21 protein-coding genes and 1 riboswitch are annotated in these 20,977 nt (G+C 46.7%); of the genes, 16 read left to right on the top strand and 5 right to left on the bottom strand.

Annotated elements, in window-relative coordinates; genetic code table 11:
• Positions 1 to 7 precede the first annotated feature (7 nt).
• Positions 8 to 706, top strand: a complete 699-nt coding sequence (locus tag ACESZH_RS02100; protein WP_373216589.1) for a viroplasmin family protein — start codon at positions 8 to 10, stop codon at positions 704 to 706.
• Here the strand turns inward: ACESZH_RS02100 and ACESZH_RS02095 are convergent.
• Entirely contained in the window at positions 685 to 951 is a 267-nt protein-coding gene (locus ACESZH_RS02095) for a hypothetical protein (RefSeq protein ID WP_373216588.1), read from the bottom strand. The genes ACESZH_RS02100 and ACESZH_RS02095 overlap by 22 nt on opposite strands.
• A gap of 179 nt (positions 952 to 1,130) precedes the next feature.
• On the opposite strand from ACESZH_RS02095, the gene ACESZH_RS02090 reads away from it, so the two are divergent.
• Positions 1,131 to 1,796 (top strand): B3/4 domain-containing protein, encoded by a 666-nt coding sequence (locus tag ACESZH_RS02090; protein WP_373216586.1) that lies wholly within the window; start codon positions 1,131 to 1,133, stop codon positions 1,794 to 1,796.
• A 136-nt stretch (positions 1,797 to 1,932) separates the two neighbouring features.
• Here the strand turns inward: ACESZH_RS02090 and ACESZH_RS02085 are convergent, their stop codons facing one another.
• The 4 genes from ACESZH_RS02085 to ACESZH_RS02070 form a co-directional block, all read right to left on the bottom strand.
• A complete protein-coding gene (locus tag ACESZH_RS02085) occupies positions 1,933 to 3,102 on the bottom strand; it encodes a pyridoxal phosphate-dependent aminotransferase (RefSeq protein WP_373216585.1) in 1,170 nt (389 codons plus the stop codon).
• Positions 3,099 to 3,593: an Lrp/AsnC family transcriptional regulator gene (locus ACESZH_RS02080; RefSeq protein ID WP_373216584.1), complete on the bottom strand. Its 495-nt coding sequence runs from the start codon at positions 3,591 to 3,593 to the stop codon at positions 3,099 to 3,101. The genes ACESZH_RS02085 and ACESZH_RS02080 overlap by 4 nt, the downstream gene beginning before the upstream one ends.
• Before the next feature lie 176 nt (positions 3,594 to 3,769).
• Positions 3,770 to 5,080, bottom strand: coding sequence for a phosphomethylpyrimidine synthase ThiC (gene thiC / locus ACESZH_RS02075; protein ID WP_373216583.1), 1,311 nt, complete (start codon positions 5,078 to 5,080; stop codon positions 3,770 to 3,772).
• A gap of 182 nt (positions 5,081 to 5,262) precedes the next feature.
• Positions 5,263 to 5,373: riboswitch (TPP riboswitch) on the bottom strand.
• 72 nt (positions 5,374 to 5,445) lie between these two features.
• Entirely contained in the window at positions 5,446 to 6,429 is a 984-nt protein-coding gene (locus tag ACESZH_RS02070; protein WP_373216582.1) for a PD-(D/E)XK nuclease family transposase, read from the bottom strand.
• Between the two features lie 295 nt (positions 6,430 to 6,724).
• Between ACESZH_RS02070 and ACESZH_RS02065 the strand changes: the two genes are divergently transcribed.
• The 14 genes from ACESZH_RS02065 (at position 6,725) to atpC (ending at position 20,946) form a co-directional block, all read left to right on the top strand.
• Positions 6,725 to 8,983, top strand: a complete 2,259-nt coding sequence (locus ACESZH_RS02065; protein ID WP_373216581.1) for a hydratase — start codon at positions 6,725 to 6,727, stop codon at positions 8,981 to 8,983.
• A gap of 1,194 nt (positions 8,984 to 10,177) precedes the next feature.
• Entirely contained in the window at positions 10,178 to 10,906 is a 729-nt protein-coding gene (locus tag ACESZH_RS02060) for an RluA family pseudouridine synthase (RefSeq protein WP_373216360.1), read from the top strand.
• A gap of 82 nt (positions 10,907 to 10,988) precedes the next feature.
• Positions 10,989 to 12,032 (top strand): AI-2E family transporter, encoded by a 1,044-nt coding sequence (locus tag ACESZH_RS02055; protein ID WP_373216358.1) that lies wholly within the window; start codon positions 10,989 to 10,991, stop codon positions 12,030 to 12,032.
• Positions 12,033 to 12,188: 156 nt separating this feature from the next.
• The gene (locus ACESZH_RS02050; RefSeq protein ID WP_373216356.1) at positions 12,189 to 13,289 is read left to right on the top strand and encodes a substrate-binding domain-containing protein; all 1,101 of its coding nucleotides are present in this window, start codon (positions 12,189 to 12,191) and stop codon (positions 13,287 to 13,289) included.
• A 282-nt stretch (positions 13,290 to 13,571) separates the two neighbouring features.
• Complete coding sequence (locus ACESZH_RS02045) at positions 13,572 to 13,835, top strand: AtpZ/AtpI family protein (RefSeq protein WP_373216354.1); 264 nt, start codon at positions 13,572 to 13,574, stop codon at positions 13,833 to 13,835.
• A gap of 80 nt (positions 13,836 to 13,915) precedes the next feature.
• On the top strand, positions 13,916 to 14,338 hold the full coding sequence (locus ACESZH_RS02040; RefSeq protein WP_373216352.1) for an ATP synthase subunit I: 423 nt from the start codon (positions 13,916 to 13,918) through the stop codon (positions 14,336 to 14,338).
• 132 nt (positions 14,339 to 14,470) lie between these two features.
• Entirely contained in the window at positions 14,471 to 15,232 is a 762-nt protein-coding gene (locus ACESZH_RS02035; RefSeq protein ID WP_373216350.1) for a F0F1 ATP synthase subunit A, read from the top strand.
• A 45-nt stretch (positions 15,233 to 15,277) separates the two neighbouring features.
• The gene (gene atpE / locus ACESZH_RS02030; protein ID WP_373216348.1) at positions 15,278 to 15,556 is read left to right on the top strand and encodes an ATP synthase F0 subunit C; all 279 of its coding nucleotides are present in this window, start codon (positions 15,278 to 15,280) and stop codon (positions 15,554 to 15,556) included.
• 35 nt (positions 15,557 to 15,591) lie between these two features.
• Positions 15,592 to 16,089: a F0F1 ATP synthase subunit B gene (gene atpF / locus ACESZH_RS02025; protein ID WP_373216346.1), complete on the top strand. Its 498-nt coding sequence runs from the start codon at positions 15,592 to 15,594 to the stop codon at positions 16,087 to 16,089.
• On the top strand, positions 16,086 to 16,625 hold the full coding sequence (gene atpH, locus ACESZH_RS02020; RefSeq protein WP_373216344.1) for an ATP synthase F1 subunit delta: 540 nt from the start codon (positions 16,086 to 16,088) through the stop codon (positions 16,623 to 16,625). The genes atpF and atpH overlap by 4 nt, the downstream gene beginning before the upstream one ends.
• A gap of 15 nt (positions 16,626 to 16,640) precedes the next feature.
• Positions 16,641 to 18,170: a F0F1 ATP synthase subunit alpha gene (atpA, locus tag ACESZH_RS02015; protein WP_373216342.1), complete on the top strand. Its 1,530-nt coding sequence runs from the start codon at positions 16,641 to 16,643 to the stop codon at positions 18,168 to 18,170.
• Between the two features lie 22 nt (positions 18,171 to 18,192).
• On the top strand, positions 18,193 to 19,053 hold the full coding sequence (atpG, locus tag ACESZH_RS02010) for an ATP synthase F1 subunit gamma (protein WP_373216340.1): 861 nt from the start codon (positions 18,193 to 18,195) through the stop codon (positions 19,051 to 19,053).
• Positions 19,054 to 19,131: 78 nt separating this feature from the next.
• On the top strand, positions 19,132 to 20,532 hold the full coding sequence (atpD, locus tag ACESZH_RS02005; RefSeq protein WP_373216339.1) for a F0F1 ATP synthase subunit beta: 1,401 nt from the start codon (positions 19,132 to 19,134) through the stop codon (positions 20,530 to 20,532).
• A 12-nt stretch (positions 20,533 to 20,544) separates the two neighbouring features.
• The gene (gene atpC / locus ACESZH_RS02000) at positions 20,545 to 20,946 is read left to right on the top strand and encodes an ATP synthase F1 subunit epsilon (protein ID WP_373216338.1); all 402 of its coding nucleotides are present in this window, start codon (positions 20,545 to 20,547) and stop codon (positions 20,944 to 20,946) included.
• The last annotated feature ends 31 nt before the right edge of the window (positions 20,947 to 20,977 follow it).

Here is a 20,977-nt window from a genome sequence, read left to right as displayed (position 1 = left end):
AGAGAATATGGCGAAGAAATATTATGCAGTAAGAAAAGGCAGACAGACAGGAGTTTTTGAGACCTGGGCCCAATGCCAGCGTCAGGTAACAGGCTTTTCCGGTGCGGAGTTTAAAAGTTTTCCTACCAGAGAGGAAGCGCTGCGTTTTGTGGGAGAAGGATCTACAGAAGCGGTGGAACTGTTGGAAAGCTCCGGTGACGGGGAAAACGGTTTGGAACATCTGGAGGCATTGTCAGGAGCAATGGGTGTAGATGAAACCGACAGGGAAAAAGTTGTGGAAGCCTATGTGGACGGAAGCTTTTACCCTGGAAAACCGGAATTTTCTTATGGTATGGTAATTCTTCGCGATGGAAAAGAGCTGAAATTTTCAAAAAAATTCGAAGACAAAGAGCTTGCCATGATGCACAATGTTGCCGGAGAAATCAAAGGGGCTGAGGCTGCCATGCAGTATGCCCTGGACAACAGACTGGAAAAAATTATCATCTATCATGATTATGAAGGAATCGCCAAATGGTGTACCGGTGCCTGGAAAGCCACCAAATCCGGCACACAGTCCTACCAGGCATTCTACCGGGAAGCCAGCAAAAAAGTGGATATCCGTTTCGTAAAAGTAAAAGGACATTCCAATAACAAATATAACAACGTGGCCGATGAGCTGGCAAAGGAAGCGCTGGGAATAGGCTTTCAATCCTCTTCGATCACCTGAATCTCCAGGTAATCAAAATCAATCTGTTCAATAAAGCTGTCCTGGGTAAAGCGGGTTTTGCCGTGCTTCTGGAAATGGCGGATATTGTTGTCAAGCCATATGGGATTGCCCAGATCCATTTCATAGCAGACCTGCTCCAGGCAGTGAAAAACCTTATGGGTGCGGGTGTCATCCCGGTCATCGCACACAACCGTATCTTTTATCAAATGATTATCCTTCCAGATTTTTCCCCATAAACGAAACATAAAATAGTAACCTCCTGATAACATATAACGTTAGTATAGCCGTTGGCGAAGAGGAAGTAAAGTAAAATTGTATTTTAGGCAATTATCTGTTAAAATAGTGCTATTGTTCATGGCAGCTTTCCGGGACACCGAAGGCGTGCTGTGAACGGAGTAAACCGTAACGAAAGGATACTTTTACAATGTTGGAAATAAAGATCGACTCAAATTTAAAACAATTATGGCCGGATGCCGTGCTGGGCTGCATCCAGTGCAAGGTAAAGGTAGAAGAAAGTCCGGAGGAGCTTCTGAGAGAAATTCAGGCGTTTTCTGAGGAATTGCAGGAGAAAGCCGGAACTACATCAGAGATCACAAAAAGAGAGAAGATCGCAGATACCAGAAGTGCCTATAAAGCATTTGGCAAAGAACCAAGCAGATACCGCAATTCAGCGGAGGCTATGTGCAGAAGGATTGTGCAGGGAAAGGGACTTTATCAGATCAATAATGTGGTGGAGTGCAACAATCTGTTTTCCATCCGTTCAGGATATTCCCTGGGCGCGTATGACGCGGCAAAAATCCAGGGGCCCATCACATGGATGGTGGCACCGGAGGGAACACATTACAAGGGAATCGGAAAAGACCAGATCAACGTAGAGTTTCTGCCTGTCTTTGCAGATGCTCAGGGACCGTTCGGCAACCCAACCAGCGATTCCGTCCGTACCCGCATCACGGAGGAAGCGGAGGAAATCCTGATGGTGATCTTCGGCTTTTCCGGCACGGAGGGGATGGAAGAAAATGTAGATACGCTGGCCGCCCTTTTGGAAAAATACTGCACTGCCGCTGATGTGGAGAAAAAAATTATAAAGTAGCACGAAGTCAGGACAGATAATGGCTGTCGCATTACGGAACGTTTTTTCATGATGCGACAGCCACTTTTGACAATATTGACAGCCACCGAAGGGGATATCAGGTGGTTCTCCATCTGCGAAAAGGGCAGGACTTTGATCAGATAGTCCCCCTCTTTTTCTTTAAATAATTCTCAATTCTGCGAAGCGCTTCCTTCAATTCGTCAATGGAGTAGGCATAAGAGATTCGGATAAATCCCTCCCCGCATTCACCGAAAGCGCTGCCTGGAACTACAGCTACCTTTTCCTCATTGAGAAGGTCAAGGGCAAATTCCTCGCTGGTCATTCCAAATTCCCGGATGTCCGGAAACATATAGAAGGCTCCCTCAGGCATAAAGCAGGGAAGCTTCAGCCGTTCCAGCTCATGGTGAAGATAGCGGCGGCGCTGATTGTAGGACTCCCTCATATATTCCACATCTTTGTCGCCATTGTGCATTGCAGCAACAGCAGCATACTGGCTTACTGTGGGCGCGCACATAATAGCATACTGGTGAACCTTGATCATCTGTTGGATGATCTCATGGTTTCCCAGCGCATAGCCTAAACGCCAGCCGGTCATGGCATAGCTTTTGGAAAATCCGTTGATCACAATGGTATAATCTTTCATCCCCGGCAGAGAGGCAATGCTCACATGTTCTTTTCCATAGGTAAGCTCGCTGTAAATCTCATCGGAAATTACCAGGAGATGATGCTTTTTGATCACCTCCAGCAATGGCTCCAGATCCTTCCGTTCCATAATGGCCCCTGTGGGATTGTTGGGATAGATGAGGATCAGCGCTTTGCTCTTGGGGGTAATGGCGGCTTCCAGCTCTTCCTTTGTGAGACGGAACTGGTTTTCCGCTTTTAATTCAATGGGAACAGGCACACCGTCAGCCATTTTGATACATGGCATGTAGGAGACAAAGCTTGGTTCAATATAGATGATCTCATCTCCTGGATTGATGATGGTGCGCAGAGCAACATCGATGGCTTCACTGCCTCCCACGGTGATCATAACCTCAGAGGCAGGATCGTAATCAAGCCCCATTTTTCGCTTTGCATAGGCGGCGATTTCCTGGCGCAGAGGCATCAGACCGCTGTTGGAGGTATAAAAGGTTTTGCCTGACTGCAATGCCTGTATACCAGCCTCACGGATGTGGTAAGGGGTTTCAAAATCGGGTTCGCCTACGCCCAGGGAAATGACATCGGGAATCTCATTGGCCACATCGAAAAACTTTCGTATTCCCGATGGTTTTAAACTTAATACTTTTTCAGACAAAAATTCTTTCATGGGGTCATCATCATTCTTTCATCAGTTTTTTTATTCTCAAGGTCTACGCCAAGCTCTTTGTATTTTGTGAGAGAGAAATGGGTAGTGGTGCTCTGTACCTCGTGTATGGAAGCCAGCTTTTCGGATACGAAAAGGGAGATTTCCTTCAGGGTTTTTCCTTTTATCATTACCAGGAAGTCATAAGCGCCTGACATCAGGTAGAGGGAAAGCACCTGGGGGTACTGCTTAATCTGTTCCGCCAGCTTCTGGTATCCGTTTCCACCCTGGGGAGTGACGCGAAGCTCGATTAAAGCGGTCACATCGTTATCATTAACCTTATCCCAGTTTATCAGCGTGTGATAACCGCAAATGATACGGTCCTTTTCCAATGCCGCAATCTCGCAGCGAACCTCATCCTCCGTGACACCCAGCATAACCGCCAGCTCTTCGTTGGTAAGACGGCTGTTATTTTCAAGTAATTTCAATAGCTGTTCTTTTATATTACTTTCCATGTTCTACCTCCTGGTATAAAAATCTAAGATGAATCCGGTAAAGAGGATTCCACGGCTGCAGCGGAAGGCCTCAGCCGCATAAGTACAACTGCCCGGCAAAATGCCGGGCAGTCAAAACAAGAATGCGGGAACATTCTTGCAATAGGTTATCACGATTTCCGCTGAGTTTCAATGCTTTATTCGTCAAAAATGCTTACAATTTCACCTTCCAGGATTCGATTGGTGTTTTTGACCGCACAGAAGTTGCCGCACATGCTGCAGGTATCTTCTTTTTCCGGTTTAGCTTCCGCGCGGTAACGGCGGGCTTTTTCCGGATCCATACTGAGATTAAACATAGCTTCCCAATCAAGATTTTTGCGGGCTTCGCTCATTTTGTAGTCCCAGTCGGCAGCACCGGGAACGCCTTTGGCAATATCGGCGGCGTGGGCTGCAATCTTGGCTGCAATGATGCCTTCTTTCACATCAGCGGCGTTTGGCAGGCGAAGATGCTCGGCGGGAGTGACATAACACAGGAATGCGGCGCCGGCGGAAGCAGCAATAGCTCCTCCGATAGCAGAGGTGATATGATCATAGCCGGGAGCCACGTCGGTTACAAGAGGTCCAAGTACATAGAAGGGTGCGCCATGACAGAGGGTTTTCTGGATTTCCATATTTGCGGCAATCTGATTCATGGGCATATGGCCAGGGCCTTCGATCATGACCTGCACATCCTTTGCCCAGGCGCGCTTTGTCAGTTCGCCCAGAGTGATCAGTTCCTCGATCTGTGCCGTGTCGGTGGCATCGGCAATACATCCCGGACGGCAGGCGTCCCCAAGGCTCATGGTAACATCGTATTCCCGGCAGATATCCAGGATTTCGTCGTAATGCTCATAAAATGGATTTTCCTGCCCGGTCATTTCCATCCATGCAAACATGATGGAGCCTCCCCGGGAAACAATGTTCATCAGGCGTTTGTTGTTTTTGAAGCGCTGGGCGGTAGCGCGGTTCATGCCGCAGTGGATGGTCATGAAATCCACGCCGTCCTCTGCGTGCATTTTTACAATGTCGATCCATTCCTGGGATGTGATCTTTCCCAGAGCCTTGTGATAATAGACCACAGCATCGTAAATCGGCACAGTGCCGATCATAGCGGGACAGGTTTCTGTCAGCTTACGGCGAAAGCTCCGGGTATCACCGTAGGAACTTAGATCCATGATCGCCTCGGCGCCCATTTCTACGGCGGAGCGGACTTTTTCATACTCCATGTCCACATCCTTCCAGTCACGGGACACGCCAAGATTCACGTTGATCTTGGTGGTGAGTTTCGCGCCTACGCCGCTGGGACTTAAAGATTTATGCTTTTTATTGCAGGGAATGATAACCTCTCCCTTTGCAATGAGCTGTCTCAGTTCGTCGGCGCCTATGTGTTCTTTTTCTGCTACGGTTTCCATTTGCGGTGTGATGATACCCTGGCGGGCAGCATCCATCTGTGTGGTGTAATCAGCCATTTTCTTTCCTCCTTAGAATAGATTTTTGTGACGGCTTGATTCCTTTTTGCAGGAATGAACCTGATACGGCAGAAGGTGGTGCCCCCAATCTGCCGGGACCGGGATCAGATGCCCGGATTTTTCCTGATCCGGAAAAACCGACAAAAAATGCGGTATGCCAAAAGAGCATACCGCATGAAAAAAATTCCAGGCTATATATTCCCTACGTTGGCATTATCCAAATCAGGTTACGGGTCAAAGCGATTCAGCTTACTCTCAGCCTGCTTGTTACGCAAGCTCCCCTTTATATGGATTATTTTAGCATCGGATGGCGATTACGTCAACTGTGTGTGTCATTCAATCTTTGAAGACTGTTACAATCCAGGTTACTTTTCTTCCAGGGCTTTTAAAGACCTCTGCAATTCAGCAATTAATTTGTCCTTGTCATCAAGAGCCTTTTGCTGAGAATCAATGGTGTCCTGCATTTCATCAATCATAAGCTGTACCGTATTTTTATCTAATTGCTGCAACTCTTTTGAAAACATATCCATCACCCTTCCAATATTTTGACATATATCATACAGGTGGCTGTACATGGCTTGGAAATCCGGGCGGTAATGGATCAGTTCCAGGATCGTTTCCGGATCATCCATACTCAGGAATGCAAGCCATGCCTCCAAATCGTTTGTGATATGTTTATTGTGCAGAGTTTTCTGGAAAATGTCAAGGGGAATAAAGACAAACTTCTGAAGTAGTTCAAGCTTCAGCCCTGTATCCGTTTTCTGTTCAGAATTGTGCAGATATACATTGGGAAAAGCGTGAAATTCTTTTGGACTTTTTTCAAAAAAGACAATAGTATAGACGGGTTTCACATCCTTGTAAGAGAAGCGTTTTTCATTTTTCTTCTTTTTCTGGCGTGCGGCTTTATATTGGCGCAAAAGCAGATCCGCAGAGTAGCAGGCGCTGCGCTGACCGGGAAAAAGATAGCCGATTTTTTGGACTTCCACATTGACGATACTGCCGTCTTCCAGCTTTACTACAATATCCATGATGACCAGGGAGGTCTCATCCCCTAATCTGGTATTGTCAACAGGCAGAACCTGAAGAATTTTCACATCTCTTTTCAGAATCAAAGAAAGCAGCTCATTCATCCGTTCCGGAACCGCTTCGGGATTCATGATCTCTTTGAAAAAGGAATCATAGAGAAGCTTCATGCCCTTCGCTCCTGTGACAAAATCCAGGAAATATTCCTTTTGTTGGATCGACCACTGCTCAAAAGTTCTCATTAAAGCCGGATCATTCCGGATTACCTCCATCACCTCCTGACGGCTTTTTATCATTGGAAATACCTGCTGTAGTTTGTTCTTCATACGAGTCCTCCTGAAATAAGTTTTTGATTGAATATCTGCCCCGAAACGGAGCGGTGAAATGAGATGTCCGAAGACAAAGAGAAAAGATACTGCTTAGCTATTTTCTATATAGGAATAACATTATGGTAACACAGCGGGAAGAAAAGGTAAACAAAAAGCGTTCGACAAATTCTGACAAGATCATACAGAAGGATATTTTACGGTGTACTCTTGATTCTTCCACGGAAATCAACTATAATATGCCATATGTTTTTGTTGCCCATTAACCTGGTACAAAAAACGAGGAGGACCCATTATGAAATTATATGATACCGGTGTTTATCTGCAAAACGGACGGGATATCATTCCGGCTTCCCAGGCAAATCTGCCTGTTTCACAGGAGGAAGCTGCAAAAAATACAATTGCCTACTCCATTCTGGAGGCTCACAACACCTCCGGCAACATGGAAAAACTGCAGATAAAATTTGATAAGCTTACATCTCACGATATTACCTTTGTAGGTATTATCCAGACTGCCCGTGCGTCAGGACTGGAGAAATTTCCGGTACCCTACGTGCTGACAAACTGCCACAATTCCCTTTGTGCAGTAGGCGGAACTATTAATGAAGATGACCACATGTTTGGCCTTACCTGTGCGAAAAAATACGGAGGAGTTTACGTACCGCCTCATCAGGCCGTTATCCATCAGTTTGCCCGCGAAATGCTGGCAGCCTGCGGCAAAATGATCCTTGGTTCTGACAGCCATACCCGCTATGGCGCTCTGGGAACCATGGCAATGGGAGAAGGCGGGCCGGAGCTTGTGAAACAGCTTCTCTGTCAAACCTATGACATTAATATGCCGGGAGTAGTAGCTGTGTATCTGAAAGGCACCCCGCGTCCGGGTGTAGGTCCGCAGGACGTGGCACTGGCTATTATCGGCAAGGTTTTTGCAAATGGATATGTAAAGAATAAAGTAATGGAATTCGTAGGTCCCGGTGTGGCAAACTTAAGCGCAGATTTCCGTATCGGTATTGACGTTATGACCACAGAAACAACCTGCCTGTCCTCTATCTGGCAGACAGATGAAAAGATTGAGGAATTTTATGAGATCCACGGCAGAGCAGAGGATTATAAAGAACTGAAACCGGGAGCTGTTGCTTACTATGACGGCTGTGTGGAGATTGATCTGGATGAGATCAAGCCAATGATCGCGATGCCTTTCCATCCAAGCAATACATACACCATTGATGAGCTGAATGCAAACCTGGACGATATTCTTGCAGATGTTGAGAAAAAAGCTCAGGTCAGCCTGGACGGCAAAGTACCATTCAGCCTTAGAAACAAAGTAATCGATGGCAGACTTTATGTAGACCAGGGAATCATCGCAGGCTGTGCGGGAGGCGGTTTTGAAAACATCTGTGCAGCAGCAGATATTCTGAAAGGCTGCAGCATCGGCGCAGATGCCTTTACCTTAAGCGTATATCCGGCCAGCACCCCGATTTATATGGAACTGGCGAAGAACGGTGTCCTGGCGGACCTTCTGGGCACAGGTGCAGTAGTAAAAACTGCATTCTGCGGTCCTTGCTTCGGAGCTGGTGATACTCCGGCAAACAATGCCTTCAGCATACGCCATACAACGAGAAACTTCCCGAACCGTGAAGGCTCCAAGATCCAGAATGGTCAGATTTCCTCCGTTGCCCTTATGGATGCACGTTCCATTGCTGCAACGGCTGCGAATAAAGGATTCCTGACCTCTGCAGAGAATTATACAGGAAGCTACACCAATCAGAAATACTTCTTCGACAAAACAATTTACGAAAACCGTGTATTCGACAGTAAAGGAGTTGCAGATCCGGAAGCAGAGATCCAGTTCGGCCCTAACATTAAGGACTGGCCGGAAATGGCACCCCTTGCAGAGAATCTGGTATTAAAGGTGGTTTCTGAGATTCATGATCCCGTAACAACTACGGACGAACTGATCCCATCCGGTGAGACATCCTCTTACCGTTCCAATCCTCTGGGGCTGGCAGAATTTACACTTTCCAGAAAAGATCCGGCATATGTTGGACGTGCAAAAGAGGTACAGAAGGCGCAGCAGGCTATCCAGAACGGCGAATGTCCGATAGATGCGCTTCCTGAGTTGAAAGAAGTTATGGAAACAGTAAACAAAGATTTCCCGGAGGCAGGAAAAGGGAACCTGGGTGTGGGCAGCACGATCTTTGCTGTGAAGCCGGGAGACGGTTCTGCCCGTGAGCAGGCAGCATCCTGTCAGAAGGTTCTTGGGGGCTGGGCAAACATTGCAAATGAGTATGCGACCAAGCGTTATCGTTCTAATCTGATCAACTGGGGAATGCTTCCGTTTTTAATTCAGGAAGGAGAGCTTCCGTTTACAAATGGCGATTATCTCTTTTTCCCGGGTATCCGCAAAGCGGTAGAGGAAAAAGCAGGAACGATTACAGGCTATACAGTAAAGGGCGGCAGTCTTATTCCGTTTACCGTAACCTTAGGAGAGCTTACGGATGACGAGCGTGAGATTATTCTGAAGGGCTGTTTGATTAATTACAACAGAAGATAATAGAAGTAAAAGAAAGCCAGAGCGGCAGGCTTCCAATAGGGAGGTCTGCCGCTCTGATTTTATCAGAAATTCAAATTTTCTAAAAATAAATGAAAATTCGAAATAATAACAGATTTGGTTCAAATAATACAGATAAAATAATAAAAATAACGAAAAATATCAAAATAAGTATTGACAAATTAAGGAATGAGTGGTAATATAATCACATCAAAAGAAAACAAAAAAAGAAATTCATTCAATTCATAGCATAAATGTTACATGAAAAGGATGAAAGAAATATAAAGAAAGGATTTAAGGTGAGTCCAATGGGAAGATAACCAAAAACCATCAATATAAGAGTGACAGGAATCGTGTTTCCTGCAAGAAAGACCTGATACTAAGATGAACGTAAAACATATTTGTACAGGATTAAAAAATAAAATCAATTTCCTGATACAAAAACAGTATCCAAGGTATTATAGAATCGGTTCCTTATATTGAATAACTGTCACAAACCTGATACAAAGATTTTAAAAATTGTGTAAAGAAACATTTTTTAAAAGAGTATAACCCTTATCTCATATGTTCGTTCAAAAGAAGAGATTTGAAGAATACCCATTGAAGATAAGAACGATATTTTGAAATCCATATCAGAAACTTTAGGATATGAATTGAAGCTTTGCATCAGAAGAATATCATGCTAAAGATATTAAAAAAAGAAATATACATGGAACTTTTTCCTGAGGTTTATATTTAAAAAATACCAAAAGAAATAAGTGGTTTCAAATTTGAGATGTTAAGTTTGAAATTGTTTATACCAATCGTAAAAGAGAAAAAGTATATCCGATATTTCTAAACAAATAAAGCAAATTATAATCCCGTGAAATTATAATTTAAAAATCTATATAACTTTCTAAATAAACCGAATGAAATTAAATCATATCGTTTATGAGCAGGAAATAAAGATATTTAAAATAAAAAATATAACAACTAAATAAAGAGAATTGGAAGAAAAAACAGTTAAAATCCAATTGAGTAACATGGAAGTTAAAAAGCAGTTTTTGAAAGAACGAAGAGGAAAAACAATTGAATAACGAAGAATTTTAAGACGGTCATCATTTTTTAGTCAAGTAAAAAGTGATGACCGTCTTGTGTTGTCTGTATAGTTTCCGTTATAATATAGGAATCTGATAAACAGAAAATGGAGAAACCGATATGATAACTGGAAAAATCGAGGAGCAGATCCTTTATGAGGACCGCGACATCCTGGTATGCCATAAGCCTGCCGGGATTGCGGTACAGAGCGCTGGAATCGGAACTATGGATCTGGAAAGTATGCTGAAGAATTATCTGGCGCTGAAAAATGGGGAGGTATCCCATCAGACTCCGGGAAAGCAGGTCTACCTGGCAGTGATTCATCGTCTGGACCAGCCTGTGGAGGGAGTTATTGTGTTTGGAAAAACGCCCCGGGCAGCAAAAGAACTGAGCAGCCAGATAGCCGGGGGAAAGATGGAAAAAGTATATCTGGCAGTCACTTTTGGCACACCGCCTTCCAGGGAAGGAATTCTGGAGGATTATCTGAAGAAAGACGGAAAAACCAATACATCTTTTGTGACAGGCGCGAACGTACCGGGAAGTAAAAAAGCAAAATTATCTTATTGGGTGCTGGAGAGTGTACCGGACGATCTGGAAGGAAAAGATAAATACCTCATCCGCATCCAACTGGAAACCGGGCGCCACCATCAGATCAGGGTTCAGATGGCTCATGGCGGAATGCCGCTCTGCGGGGATAGAAAATACGGCGTTCCGGGAAAAGCAAATCCAGGACTGGGTCTTTGCTCGGCAGAACTGAGCTTTATTCATCCATCATCCGGAAAAAAGATGAAATTTAAAACCGTTCCAAAGGGAAGCGCTTTTCAGGGCTTTTCCCTGAATAAACACTGAAAATTATTCCAATACTATCACCATGTGCTTTTAAAGACGATTTTCGGAGGGTATTATCTGCCGGATCAACGGGCAGGTACGTATGGTGATGATATTGAGTATAGAATGGAAACGGAGATTAACGATTTTAGGAATTGCGGCGGGAACCATTGCGGTATACCGTTACCTTCTGCCTGTAATTCTGCCCTTTCTGGCAGCATGGCTTCTGGCGGCATGGATTCACCCTGTGGCTGTGCGGCTTCAAAGCCGTACAAAAATAAAAAAAATAATCTGGAGTACGACGATTCTCACCGCAGTCGTTGCTCTTGCTTCGCTTCTTATCTTTTGGGCAGCAAGGGAAATCCTGGAGCAGCTAAAAACAGCAGTCATAAATTTCCCCATTCTTTTAAAATGGGCATCCGGCCTTTTGGATGAATTCTGTGTGATGCTGGAGGAGATGACCGGGATTGGGAGAGGAGACCTGCGGGGACATATTCTCACTTACATGGCAGGGATGCAGGACGAATTCATGGCAGCTTTAAGCCCGCAGACCCTGACAAAAGTGCTTGGCGTGACGAAAAGCCTTTTGGTACTCTGTTCCGGCGCTGTTGTAACCTTTATCAGCGCCATTCTCATTATGTCCGATATGGAAAGTCTTCAGCGGAAAATATGGGACTATTCCTGGCTTGTGGGAGCCAGACGTGTGCTGAACCAATTGAAAAGGACCACCGCCGTTTATTTGAAGGCACAGGTGATCATTATTCTGATTGTAGCTGCCGTTTGTGCGGCAGGCTTTTGGATTATGAAAAGCCCGTATTTTCTTATTTTGGGAATAGGGCTGGGGCTGCTGGATGCGCTGCCGATTATCGGGACAGGAACCTTCCTGTATCCGGCAGCACTGATTTTTGTTATAAAAGGGAGCTTTAAAACAGCAGCTGGCTGTGTGCTCCTGGACATTGTCACCAGCATTCTTCGGGAGTATCTGGAACCGAAGCTCCTGGGGGGAAAACTGGGAATCTCGCCGATCTCGGTTTTGGCATCGGTTTACATCGGACTTTTCCTATTCGGGGGCTGGGGAGTTTTTCTGGGACCTCTGTGTTTTTCCACAATTTATGAAACCGGCAGGGTATGGGATGTCTGGGATTAGGGATAATGCTGAAAAAAATGAAAAAACTATGAAATCTCTGGACGGAAAACAGAAAAAGTGTATAATGTAAAAAAGTAGTGAAAAGACTGTAAAATAATAAGAAGAAAACGCTGCATACGTGAATTGTTAATGGATGTCAAAAAAGGAGATTTCAGAATGAAAAAAGCGGCAGTTGCATCCGCGGTGTTGATGGCAATAGGAATGCTGGCCGGATGTAAGAAAGAGGAAGTGGAAAAGGCAATCGCGCCTCTGGTGGCAGATACCCAGGACACTACAGAAGCCGAAACAGTCCAGGAAGAGGAAGAAAATCCGATCATTCCGGTGATAGACACATCGGTTTCCATTCAGCCCGGTGCTAAGATTGCTGTCGTCAGCAAAGGCACAAAGGGTGAGTTCTGGGAAATGGTGAAAAAGGGGATGAACCAGGCCGTAGCGGATATCAATGAAGCATATGGCTATGGTAAAGAAGAGCAGATCACCATGAACTTTGAAGGACCGGATAACGAGATGGACGTGGAAGGACAGATCAATACGCTGGATGCGGTGATTGCTGAGAATCCTGATGTATTATGCCTTTCCGCCAGCGATATGGATTCCTGCCAGGCGCAGTTGGAGGCAGCAAAGGAGAACGGAATACCTGTTGTGGTATTTGATTCCAATGTAAGCGATACAAAGCTTGTGAGAGCCTTCCGTGCTACGGATAACAAGCGAGTGGGCGAGATGGGTGCTTACCGTCTGGCAACCGCTATTGGAAAGATGGGAAAGGTGGCTGTTTTTTCTGCACAGGAGAAAACACAGAGTATTCGGGAGCGGGTAGAAGGTTTTACCAGTTATATGGGAAATTATACGGATATTGAGATCGTGGAGATCGTTTATCAGGATCAGGTAGAGGATATGACTGCGGCTATGCAGGAAGTCCTGGAGAGGTACCCTAAGCTGGATGGTGTTTTCTGCACCAATGCGGATATCTCTGATATGTACCTGGATATGGATAAGGATGAGACGAGAGACGCTGTTGCAATGGTAGGAGTGGATGCCACCACACGGCAGCAGAAGGCCATCCGGGAAGGCGAAGAAATAGGAACCATTTCCCAGCATCCGTATGCCATCGGCTATCAGACGATATGGACGGCTATGCAGACAACAGCGCCTAAAAAGAGCGTATCCATTGAGCGGTCAGTTCTTATCGAACCTGTGTGGATAGATGGGGAGAGTTTGGATAATCCGGCGTACAGTGCATATCTTTATTCGAATTAAATAGATTGATCTTACTGGCAGACAATGACAGAGCCATTATCTATTGCGGCTTTGTTCTGTCTGCCGTTTTCATTATAAAGGCAGGGATATACCTGCTCCGGGTCGTTCTCTTTATAACAATCCTGTTGTTAAAAAAACGACAACATGTCAAAAAATAAAGCATATTTTTAAACATTATGCACAAAGCCGTTGCCTTTTTCCTGATGATATGGTACAATTTGGCTATGCGATTTGGGAAAGCGAGATGGCGGTTTCAGGAAAATCCGGGCAGGAGGAGAGCACATGAAAAACTGGAGCGAAATCATAAAAAATCTTACTATGCTGAGCCAGTTGGGTCTTTCCTTTATCACCCCGCTGCTGCTGTGTGTGGCGGTCTGCTGGTGGCTCACCGCATATATGGGTGTGGGAGGATGGGTCTATATTCCAGGCTTTTTCTTTGGACTGGGAGGCTCCTTTACGGTGGCATATAAGCTTTACCTTTCCGTGATGAACCGCCAGAAAAAGGAGGAAAAAAAGAAAAAAGTCTCTTTTAACCGGCATTCTTGATTCAAGACTCACTCGCGAGTCTTGGTGCGGGATTCGGGTCAGCTACGCTGACATAAACCAAACAAGAAAGGAACTGGGCTATGAGCAGTATTTTTGCAAACATCCAGCCGGCAGTCAGAACTGAGACAAAAAGAGTGGCAGTCGGCACATTTACATGTGTGATATTAATGTGGGTGGTGTTCGGCATCCTCCATGTGATAATGCCGGAACAGGTACCCTTTGACTATACTGTGATTTTGGGAGGACTGGGAGGCGGCATCATTGCCGTGCTGAATTTTTTCCTGATGGGGCTGACTGTACAAAAGGTGGTGTCTCTTACAGACGAAGGCGATGCACGCAATAAAATGAAAGCGAGCTATTCCCAGAGAATGATGCTTCAGCTCCTGTGGGGCGTGGCTGCTATCGCAGTGCCATGCTTTCAGTTTGCCGCAGGACTTCTGCCGCTGCTTTTTCCGAATATCGTGATCAAGGCAGTCGGGATTTTTGGAAGAAAAAAAGAGTAGGTATCAAATTGACAAAAGAGGAATTTCAGCGGATAAAGTTGGGAACTCTTATAAAAGCAGAGAATTACCAGGCTCCTTGTATTTTGGAGTCGTAATCATAAAAATTCAGCCGGATAGGAGGTGGAAACATATATGGACATAGAGATAACAGGTGGGAAAATATTTTATACCTTTCCCATTGATTTTCCCATCCTGGGAAAATTCCAGATTACCGAAACGCTTGTGGTAAGCTGGATCGTTATGCTGCTGATTACAGGTTTGTGTATCTGGCTGACTCGCGACCTGAAGGTGGAAAAAATATCAAAACGCCAGGCAGTGGCTGAGATGCTTGTGGAAACGGCCAATAAATTCGTTGTTGGAAACATGGGTGAAAAATTCCGGTACATGATTCCATTTGTTGCGGCGTTATTTGCCACAAGCGTTGTGTCAAATCTTATCAGCCTTGTAGGCTTAAGAAGCCCGACTGCGGATCTATCCACAGAGGCGGCATGGGCAGTCGTAGTATTTATTATGATCACCGCCCAGAAGATCAAGGCAAACGGCTTCGGCGGATATTTAAAGGGCTTTACAACGCCGATCCCTGTTATGACTCCTTTTAATATCCTTTCTGAGCTGGCTACGCCGATCAGTATGGCGTGCCGTCATTTCGGAAATATTCTGTCAGGAGTTGTAATCAACGGCCTGATCTACGCAGCGCTGGCGCTGGCAAGCTCCAAGCTGTTCGGACTGATTCCGGGTGTCGTTGGAAAGGTTCTGTCACAGATTCCATTCCTGGATGTAGGTATTCCGGCGATCCTGTCCGTTTATTTTGACTGGTTCTCAGGAATCATGCAGGCATTTATTTTCTGTATGCTGACGGTAATGTACATTGCCAATGCGGCAGAGGAAGGCTAAATTTGTAAAAAACAAAAGTATTTTTAAAAATAGGAGGATTTTATTATGGATTTTCAGGTACTGGCAAAAGGTATTGCATTAGCAGGTTGCGCGATTGGTGCAGGTTGTTCTCTGATAGCAGGTATCGGACCTGGTATTGGTGAAGGTAACGCAGTAGCAAAGGCTCTGGAAGCTATCGGACGTCAGCCGGAGTGCAAGGGTGATGTAACATCCACTATGCTCCTTGGTTGTGCAATCGCAGAAACAACAGGTATTTACGGTTTCGTTACCGGTCTGCTGCTGATTTTCGTGGCTCCTGGCTCATTCATGAAATTCCTGGCATAATCCGGAGGCAGGAAGCAAGAACAGGAGGTTAGATCATGCAGGAACTTGTTGGAATCGTGCCATGGAATTTCGTTGCGCAGATTTGTAACCTTTTTCTTCAGATGTACTTGATCAAACGGTTTTTATTCAAACCGGTGTGTGCCATGCTGGAAAAGAGAAGAGCTATGGCTGATGCCCAGATTCAGGATGCGGTAAAGGCAAAAGAGGAAGCGCTTGCCATGAAGTCTGAATATGAGCAGAATATGCTGGAGGCAAAGAACAAAGCCAATGAAATCGTGACAACCGCCCAGAAGACTGCGGCTGTTCAGAGCGAGGAGATGCTGCGGGAGGCAAGCCAGCAGGCAGCAGCCATGAAGGCAAAGGCTGAGAGCGACATCGCCCAGGAGAAGAGAAAAGCGGTCAATGAAGTGAAAAATGAGATCGGCGGTATGGCTATGGAGATTGCCGGAAAGGTGATCGAGCGTGAAATTAATGAAGAAGACCATGCGAAACTGATTGATGAATTTATAGCGAATGTAGGTGAGGCATCATGACGCAGACTGCCAGACTGTATGGCGGCAGCATGTACGAGCTTGCTGCTGAGGAACAGCTTACGGATACTGTGATGGAGCAGATGAATGAGATCCGGCAGCTTTTCAGGGAAAATCCTGATTATATGAAGCTGCTTGGTGAGCCGTCCATTCCAAAAGCGGAGCGGACAGGCATGATAGAAGCGGCATTCGGCAACCAGGCAGAGCGGTATTTGGTGAATTTTCTGAAGCTGCTGTGCGAGCGGAATATCCTGATGGAATATGCAGGATGCTGTGATGAATTTACAAGGCGTTATAATGCGGACCGGGGAATCGCTGAGGCTGTTGTGACAAGCGCAGTAGTCTTAAGCGAAGAACAGATGGCAGCGTTAAAAGCCAGACTGGAAAAAATGAGCGGAAAGACAGTGTCCCTCATTCAGAAAAAAGACCCCACTGTGCTGGCTGGTCTGCGCGTGGAACTTGAAGGAAAGCAGTTGGACGGAACTGTACAGGGCCGTCTGTCGAGCATTTCCAGAAAACTAAATGAGCTTATAGTATAAGGATGGAAAGAAGACATGCAACTAAAACCTGAAGAAATTTCAAAGGTCATCCGCAGTCAGATCAAATATTACGAAAATGCCATTCAGCAGAATGAGACAGGCACCGTTCTGGTGGTGGGCGATGGTATCGCCAGGGCCAGCGGACTGATAAACTGTATGGCAGGTGAGCTGCTGGAATTTGAGGACGGCAGCTTCGGCATGGCGCAGAACCTGGAAGAAAACAGTGTGTCCATCGTATTATTTGGAGATGACTCCGGAATCGGCGAGGGTCAGACCGTAAAACGTACCGGTAAGGTCGTGTCTGTACCTGTAGGCGAGGCTATGATAGGCCGCGTTGTAAATGCACTGGGACAGCCGATTGACGGTGCAGGCCCCATTGCAACAGAAGAATTCAGGGCGATCGAAAGCCCGGCACCCGGAATCTGTGAGAGGAAAGGCGTAAACCAACCCCTCCAGACCGGAATTAAAGCAATTGACTCCATGGTACCTATCGGAAGAGGACAGCGTGAGTTGATCATCGGTGACCGTCAGACTGGTAAGACCACTTTGGCAGCTGACACCATCATCAACCAGAAGGGTGAAAACGTAATCTGTATTTACGTTGCCATTGGTCAGAAACGTTCTACCGTGGCTTCCCTGGTGGAGAACCTGACGAAAAACGGTGCTATGGATTATACTATCGTTGTGGCGGCTTCCGCTTCAGAGGCAAGCCCGCTGCAGTATATTGCGCCCTATTCAGGATGTGCAATGGGCGAATACTTTATGTACAAGGGAAAAGACGTACTCATTATTTATGATGACCTGAGCAAGCATGCGGTTGCTTACCGTGCACTTTCTCTGCTGATCCGCCGTCCGCCGGGACGTGAGGCGTACCCTGGCGATGTTTTCTACCTGCATTCCAGACTTCTGGAGCGTGCGGCAAAGCTGGATGATGAGCACGGCGGCGGTTCCCTTACCGCGCTTCCCATTATCGAGACACAGGCGGGAGACGTTTCGGCGTATATCCCCACCAACGTTATTTCTATTACAGACGGGCAGATCTTCCTGGAGACAGAACTGTTCCATTCCGGTGTTATGCCGGCTGTAAACCCCGGTATTTCCGTATCACGAGTTGGAGGAAATGCCCAGATCAAAGCAATGAAAAAGGTTGCCGGTACTTTAAAGCTGATTTATTCCCAGTACCGTGAACTGCAGAGCTTTGCCCAGTTTGGTTCTGACCTGGATGCAGACACCAAAGCGCGTCTGGACCAGGGCGCCCGTATTGTGGAGGTGCTGAAGCAGGATCGGAATGCCCCTGTTCCTGTAGAAAAACAGGTGGCGATCCTTTATGCTGTTACCAAGGGGATCCTTACAAAAGTGGAAGTAGAAGATGTAAGAAGCTACGAATCCGGACTTTTCACCTATCTGGATACAGACGCGGACGGAATGGCTGCTATGCAGGAGATCCGCTCCACCGGAAAGCTGGAAGCAGATACGGAAGAAAAGCTGAAAAAGGCATTGGAGCAGTATACGGAGAATTTTCTGAATACAAGACCTGAGAAATAAATTGTGATTAGGAGGACTGAATATGGCTGCAAACATGAAAGCGGTAAAGCTGCGTATCAAAAGTGTGCAGAGCACCATGCAGATTACCAAGGCTATGGAACTTGTAGCATCCTCCAAACTGCGTAAGGCGAAGGAAAGGGCAGAAGTATGCCGCCCTTATTTCCAGACTCTTCACGGAACACTGAAAGAGATCGCACAGGGAAACACGGACTTTTCTTCTGTTTATACCAGAGATGCCTCCAGCGAAAAATGCTGCTATGTGGTGATCGCAGGAGACAGAGGACTGGCAGGCGGATATAACGCCAACCTGTTCAAACGTCTGGAAGCGGACTGTGCAGGAAAGGATTACATGGTCCTTCCCATTGGAAAAAAAGCAGTGGAATACTTCCGGCGAAAAGGCATTGAATGTCTGACAGAGGCTTTCGCGGAGATTGCAGACGTTTCCGTGGCAGATTGCTTTGAGATGGCAAATCTGCTGTGTACGGAGTTTAAGAATGGCAGATTCGGTCATATAGATCTGTGTTACACAAAATTTGTTTCCATGCTGTCACAGCAGCCGGATGTGATCTCAGCACTCCCGCTGAAGGATCTGGCTGAGGAGGCAGGAGAGAAAAAGGGAGCTGTCCGTAACCTGATTTTATATGAGCCAAACGGAGCAGAGGTGTTTGATGCCATTGTTCCGGAGTATCTGGCGGGACTGATCTATGGCGGTGTGTGCGAGGGTGTTGCCAGCGAGCTGGCAGCAAGGCGTACAGCTATGGAGGCCGCTACCAGCAATGCAGAGGAAATGATCGAGCGTCTGAACCTGCATTACAACAGGGCACGCCAGGCCAGCATAACGCAGGAAATCACAGAGATTGTTGGAGGTGCGGAAGGAGTATAACGGTTTCCGTTCAGCATCCGGCTGAATGGTATCGTAAACGCACATTGCAAGTAGAACGTATTAGAAAGGAAACCAGGAATGAGCGAAAAACACATTGGCGAGGTAGTGCAGGTCATCGGTCCTGTTTTGGACATTCGTTTTGCACATGATGAATTGCCTGCGCTTCTCAATGCCATCGAAATTGATAATAAAGGCGTAAAGCTTACAGCCGAAGTAGCTCAGCAGATCGGTGACAATACAGTTCGCTGTATTGCCATGAATTCCACCGATGGTCTGGTAAGGGGAACAAAGGCAGTGGACACCGGAGGCCCCATTACCGTGCCGGTAGGTGAAGAATGCCTTGGCCGTGTGTTTAATCTGCTGGGTGACCCGGTAGATAATCTTCCGGCACCGGAGGCAAAGGAACGCTGGGCAATCCATCGTCCGGCGCCATCCTACGAGGAGCAGACCCCGGCTACAGAGATTCTGGAAACAGGCATTAAAGTCGTTGACCTGATCTGCCCCTATGCGAAGGGCGGAAAGATCGGTCTTTTCGGAGGCGCGGGAGTTGGAAAAACCGTTCTTATCATGGAGCTGATCCACAACGTGGCGACGGCGCATGGCGGACTTTCCGTATTTACGGGTGTTGGAGAGCGTACCCGTGAGGGCAATGACCTTTACAATGAAATGAAGGAGAGCGGCGTAATTGACAAGACTGCCCTGGTTTACGGGCAGATGAATGAGCCGCCGGGAGCACGTATGCGTGTCGGCCTTTCCGGCCTGACTATGGCAGAGTATTTCCGTGATGTGAAAAATCAGGACGTGCTGCTGTTTATTGATAATATTTTCCGTTTTACCCAGGCAGGCTCCGAGGTATCGGCGCTTCTTGGACGTATGCCTTCTGCGGTAGGTTATCAGCCTACACTGGCAACGGAGATGGGTACTTTGCAGGAGCGTATTACATCTACCAGAAAAGGATCTATCACATCTGTACAGGCTGTCTACGTGCCTGCGGATGACTTGACTGACCCGGCTCCGGCTACCACCTTTACCCATCTGGATGCCACTACGGTATTGTCCCGTGACATCGCGAGCCAGGGTATTTATCCGGCAGTTGATCCGCTGGATTCCACCAGCCGTATTCTTTCCCCGGAGGTTGTGGGCATAGAGCATTATGAGATCGCCCGTGCAGTACAGAGGGTGCTTCAGCGATATAAAGAGCTTCAGGATATCATTGCCATCATGGGTATGGACGAGCTGTCCGAGGATGATAAGCTGACGGTAAACCGCGCACGTAAGGTACAGCGTTTCCTGTCCCAGAGCTTTTCCGTGGCAGAACAGTTTACGGGTATGGCAGGACAGTATGTGCCTCTGAAGGAGACACTGAGAGGATTTAAGATGATTCTGGACGGCGAATGCGATGATGTTCCGGAGAGCTGCTTCCTGTTTACCGGAACCATTGACGATGTATTCGAAAAGGCAAAGAGCCAGAAGCAGTAAAGGAGGCTGTCTATGAGGACATTTCCGCTTAGAATCGGCACACCGGACGGCCTTTTGTTTGAAGGAGAGGTAGAGCGGGTTGTCTGCCGAAGCATTACCGGAGATCTGGCGATCCTGGCAGGGCACTGCAATTTCTGTACAGCCCTTGGTATGGGCGAAGCCCATGTGGTGACGGCAGACGGCACCAGACGGGAGGCTGCCTGCATCGGCGGAATGCTTTCCGTGATGGATGGAGAGTGCCACGTTCTTGCGACTACCTGGGAATGGCAGGAGGATATTGACGAAGAGCGTGCCAGCAGCGCAAAACAGCGGGCTGAGGAAAAGCTTGCCAAGGGCGGCCTTACCGACCAGGAATACAAGATTGTTCAGGCCAAGCTGCAGAGAGCGCTGGTCCGGCTGAGTGTAAAGAATTAAACTATAAGCAAAAAATGGCGCTGTCAGCGGA

The organism is Ruminococcus sp. 5_1_39BFAA, assembly GCF_964240875.1.
In the GTDB taxonomy this organism is placed as follows: domain Bacteria; phylum Bacillota; class Clostridia; order Lachnospirales; family Lachnospiraceae; genus Blautia_A.
This window is presented reverse-complemented; position numbering and strand designations above follow the sequence as displayed.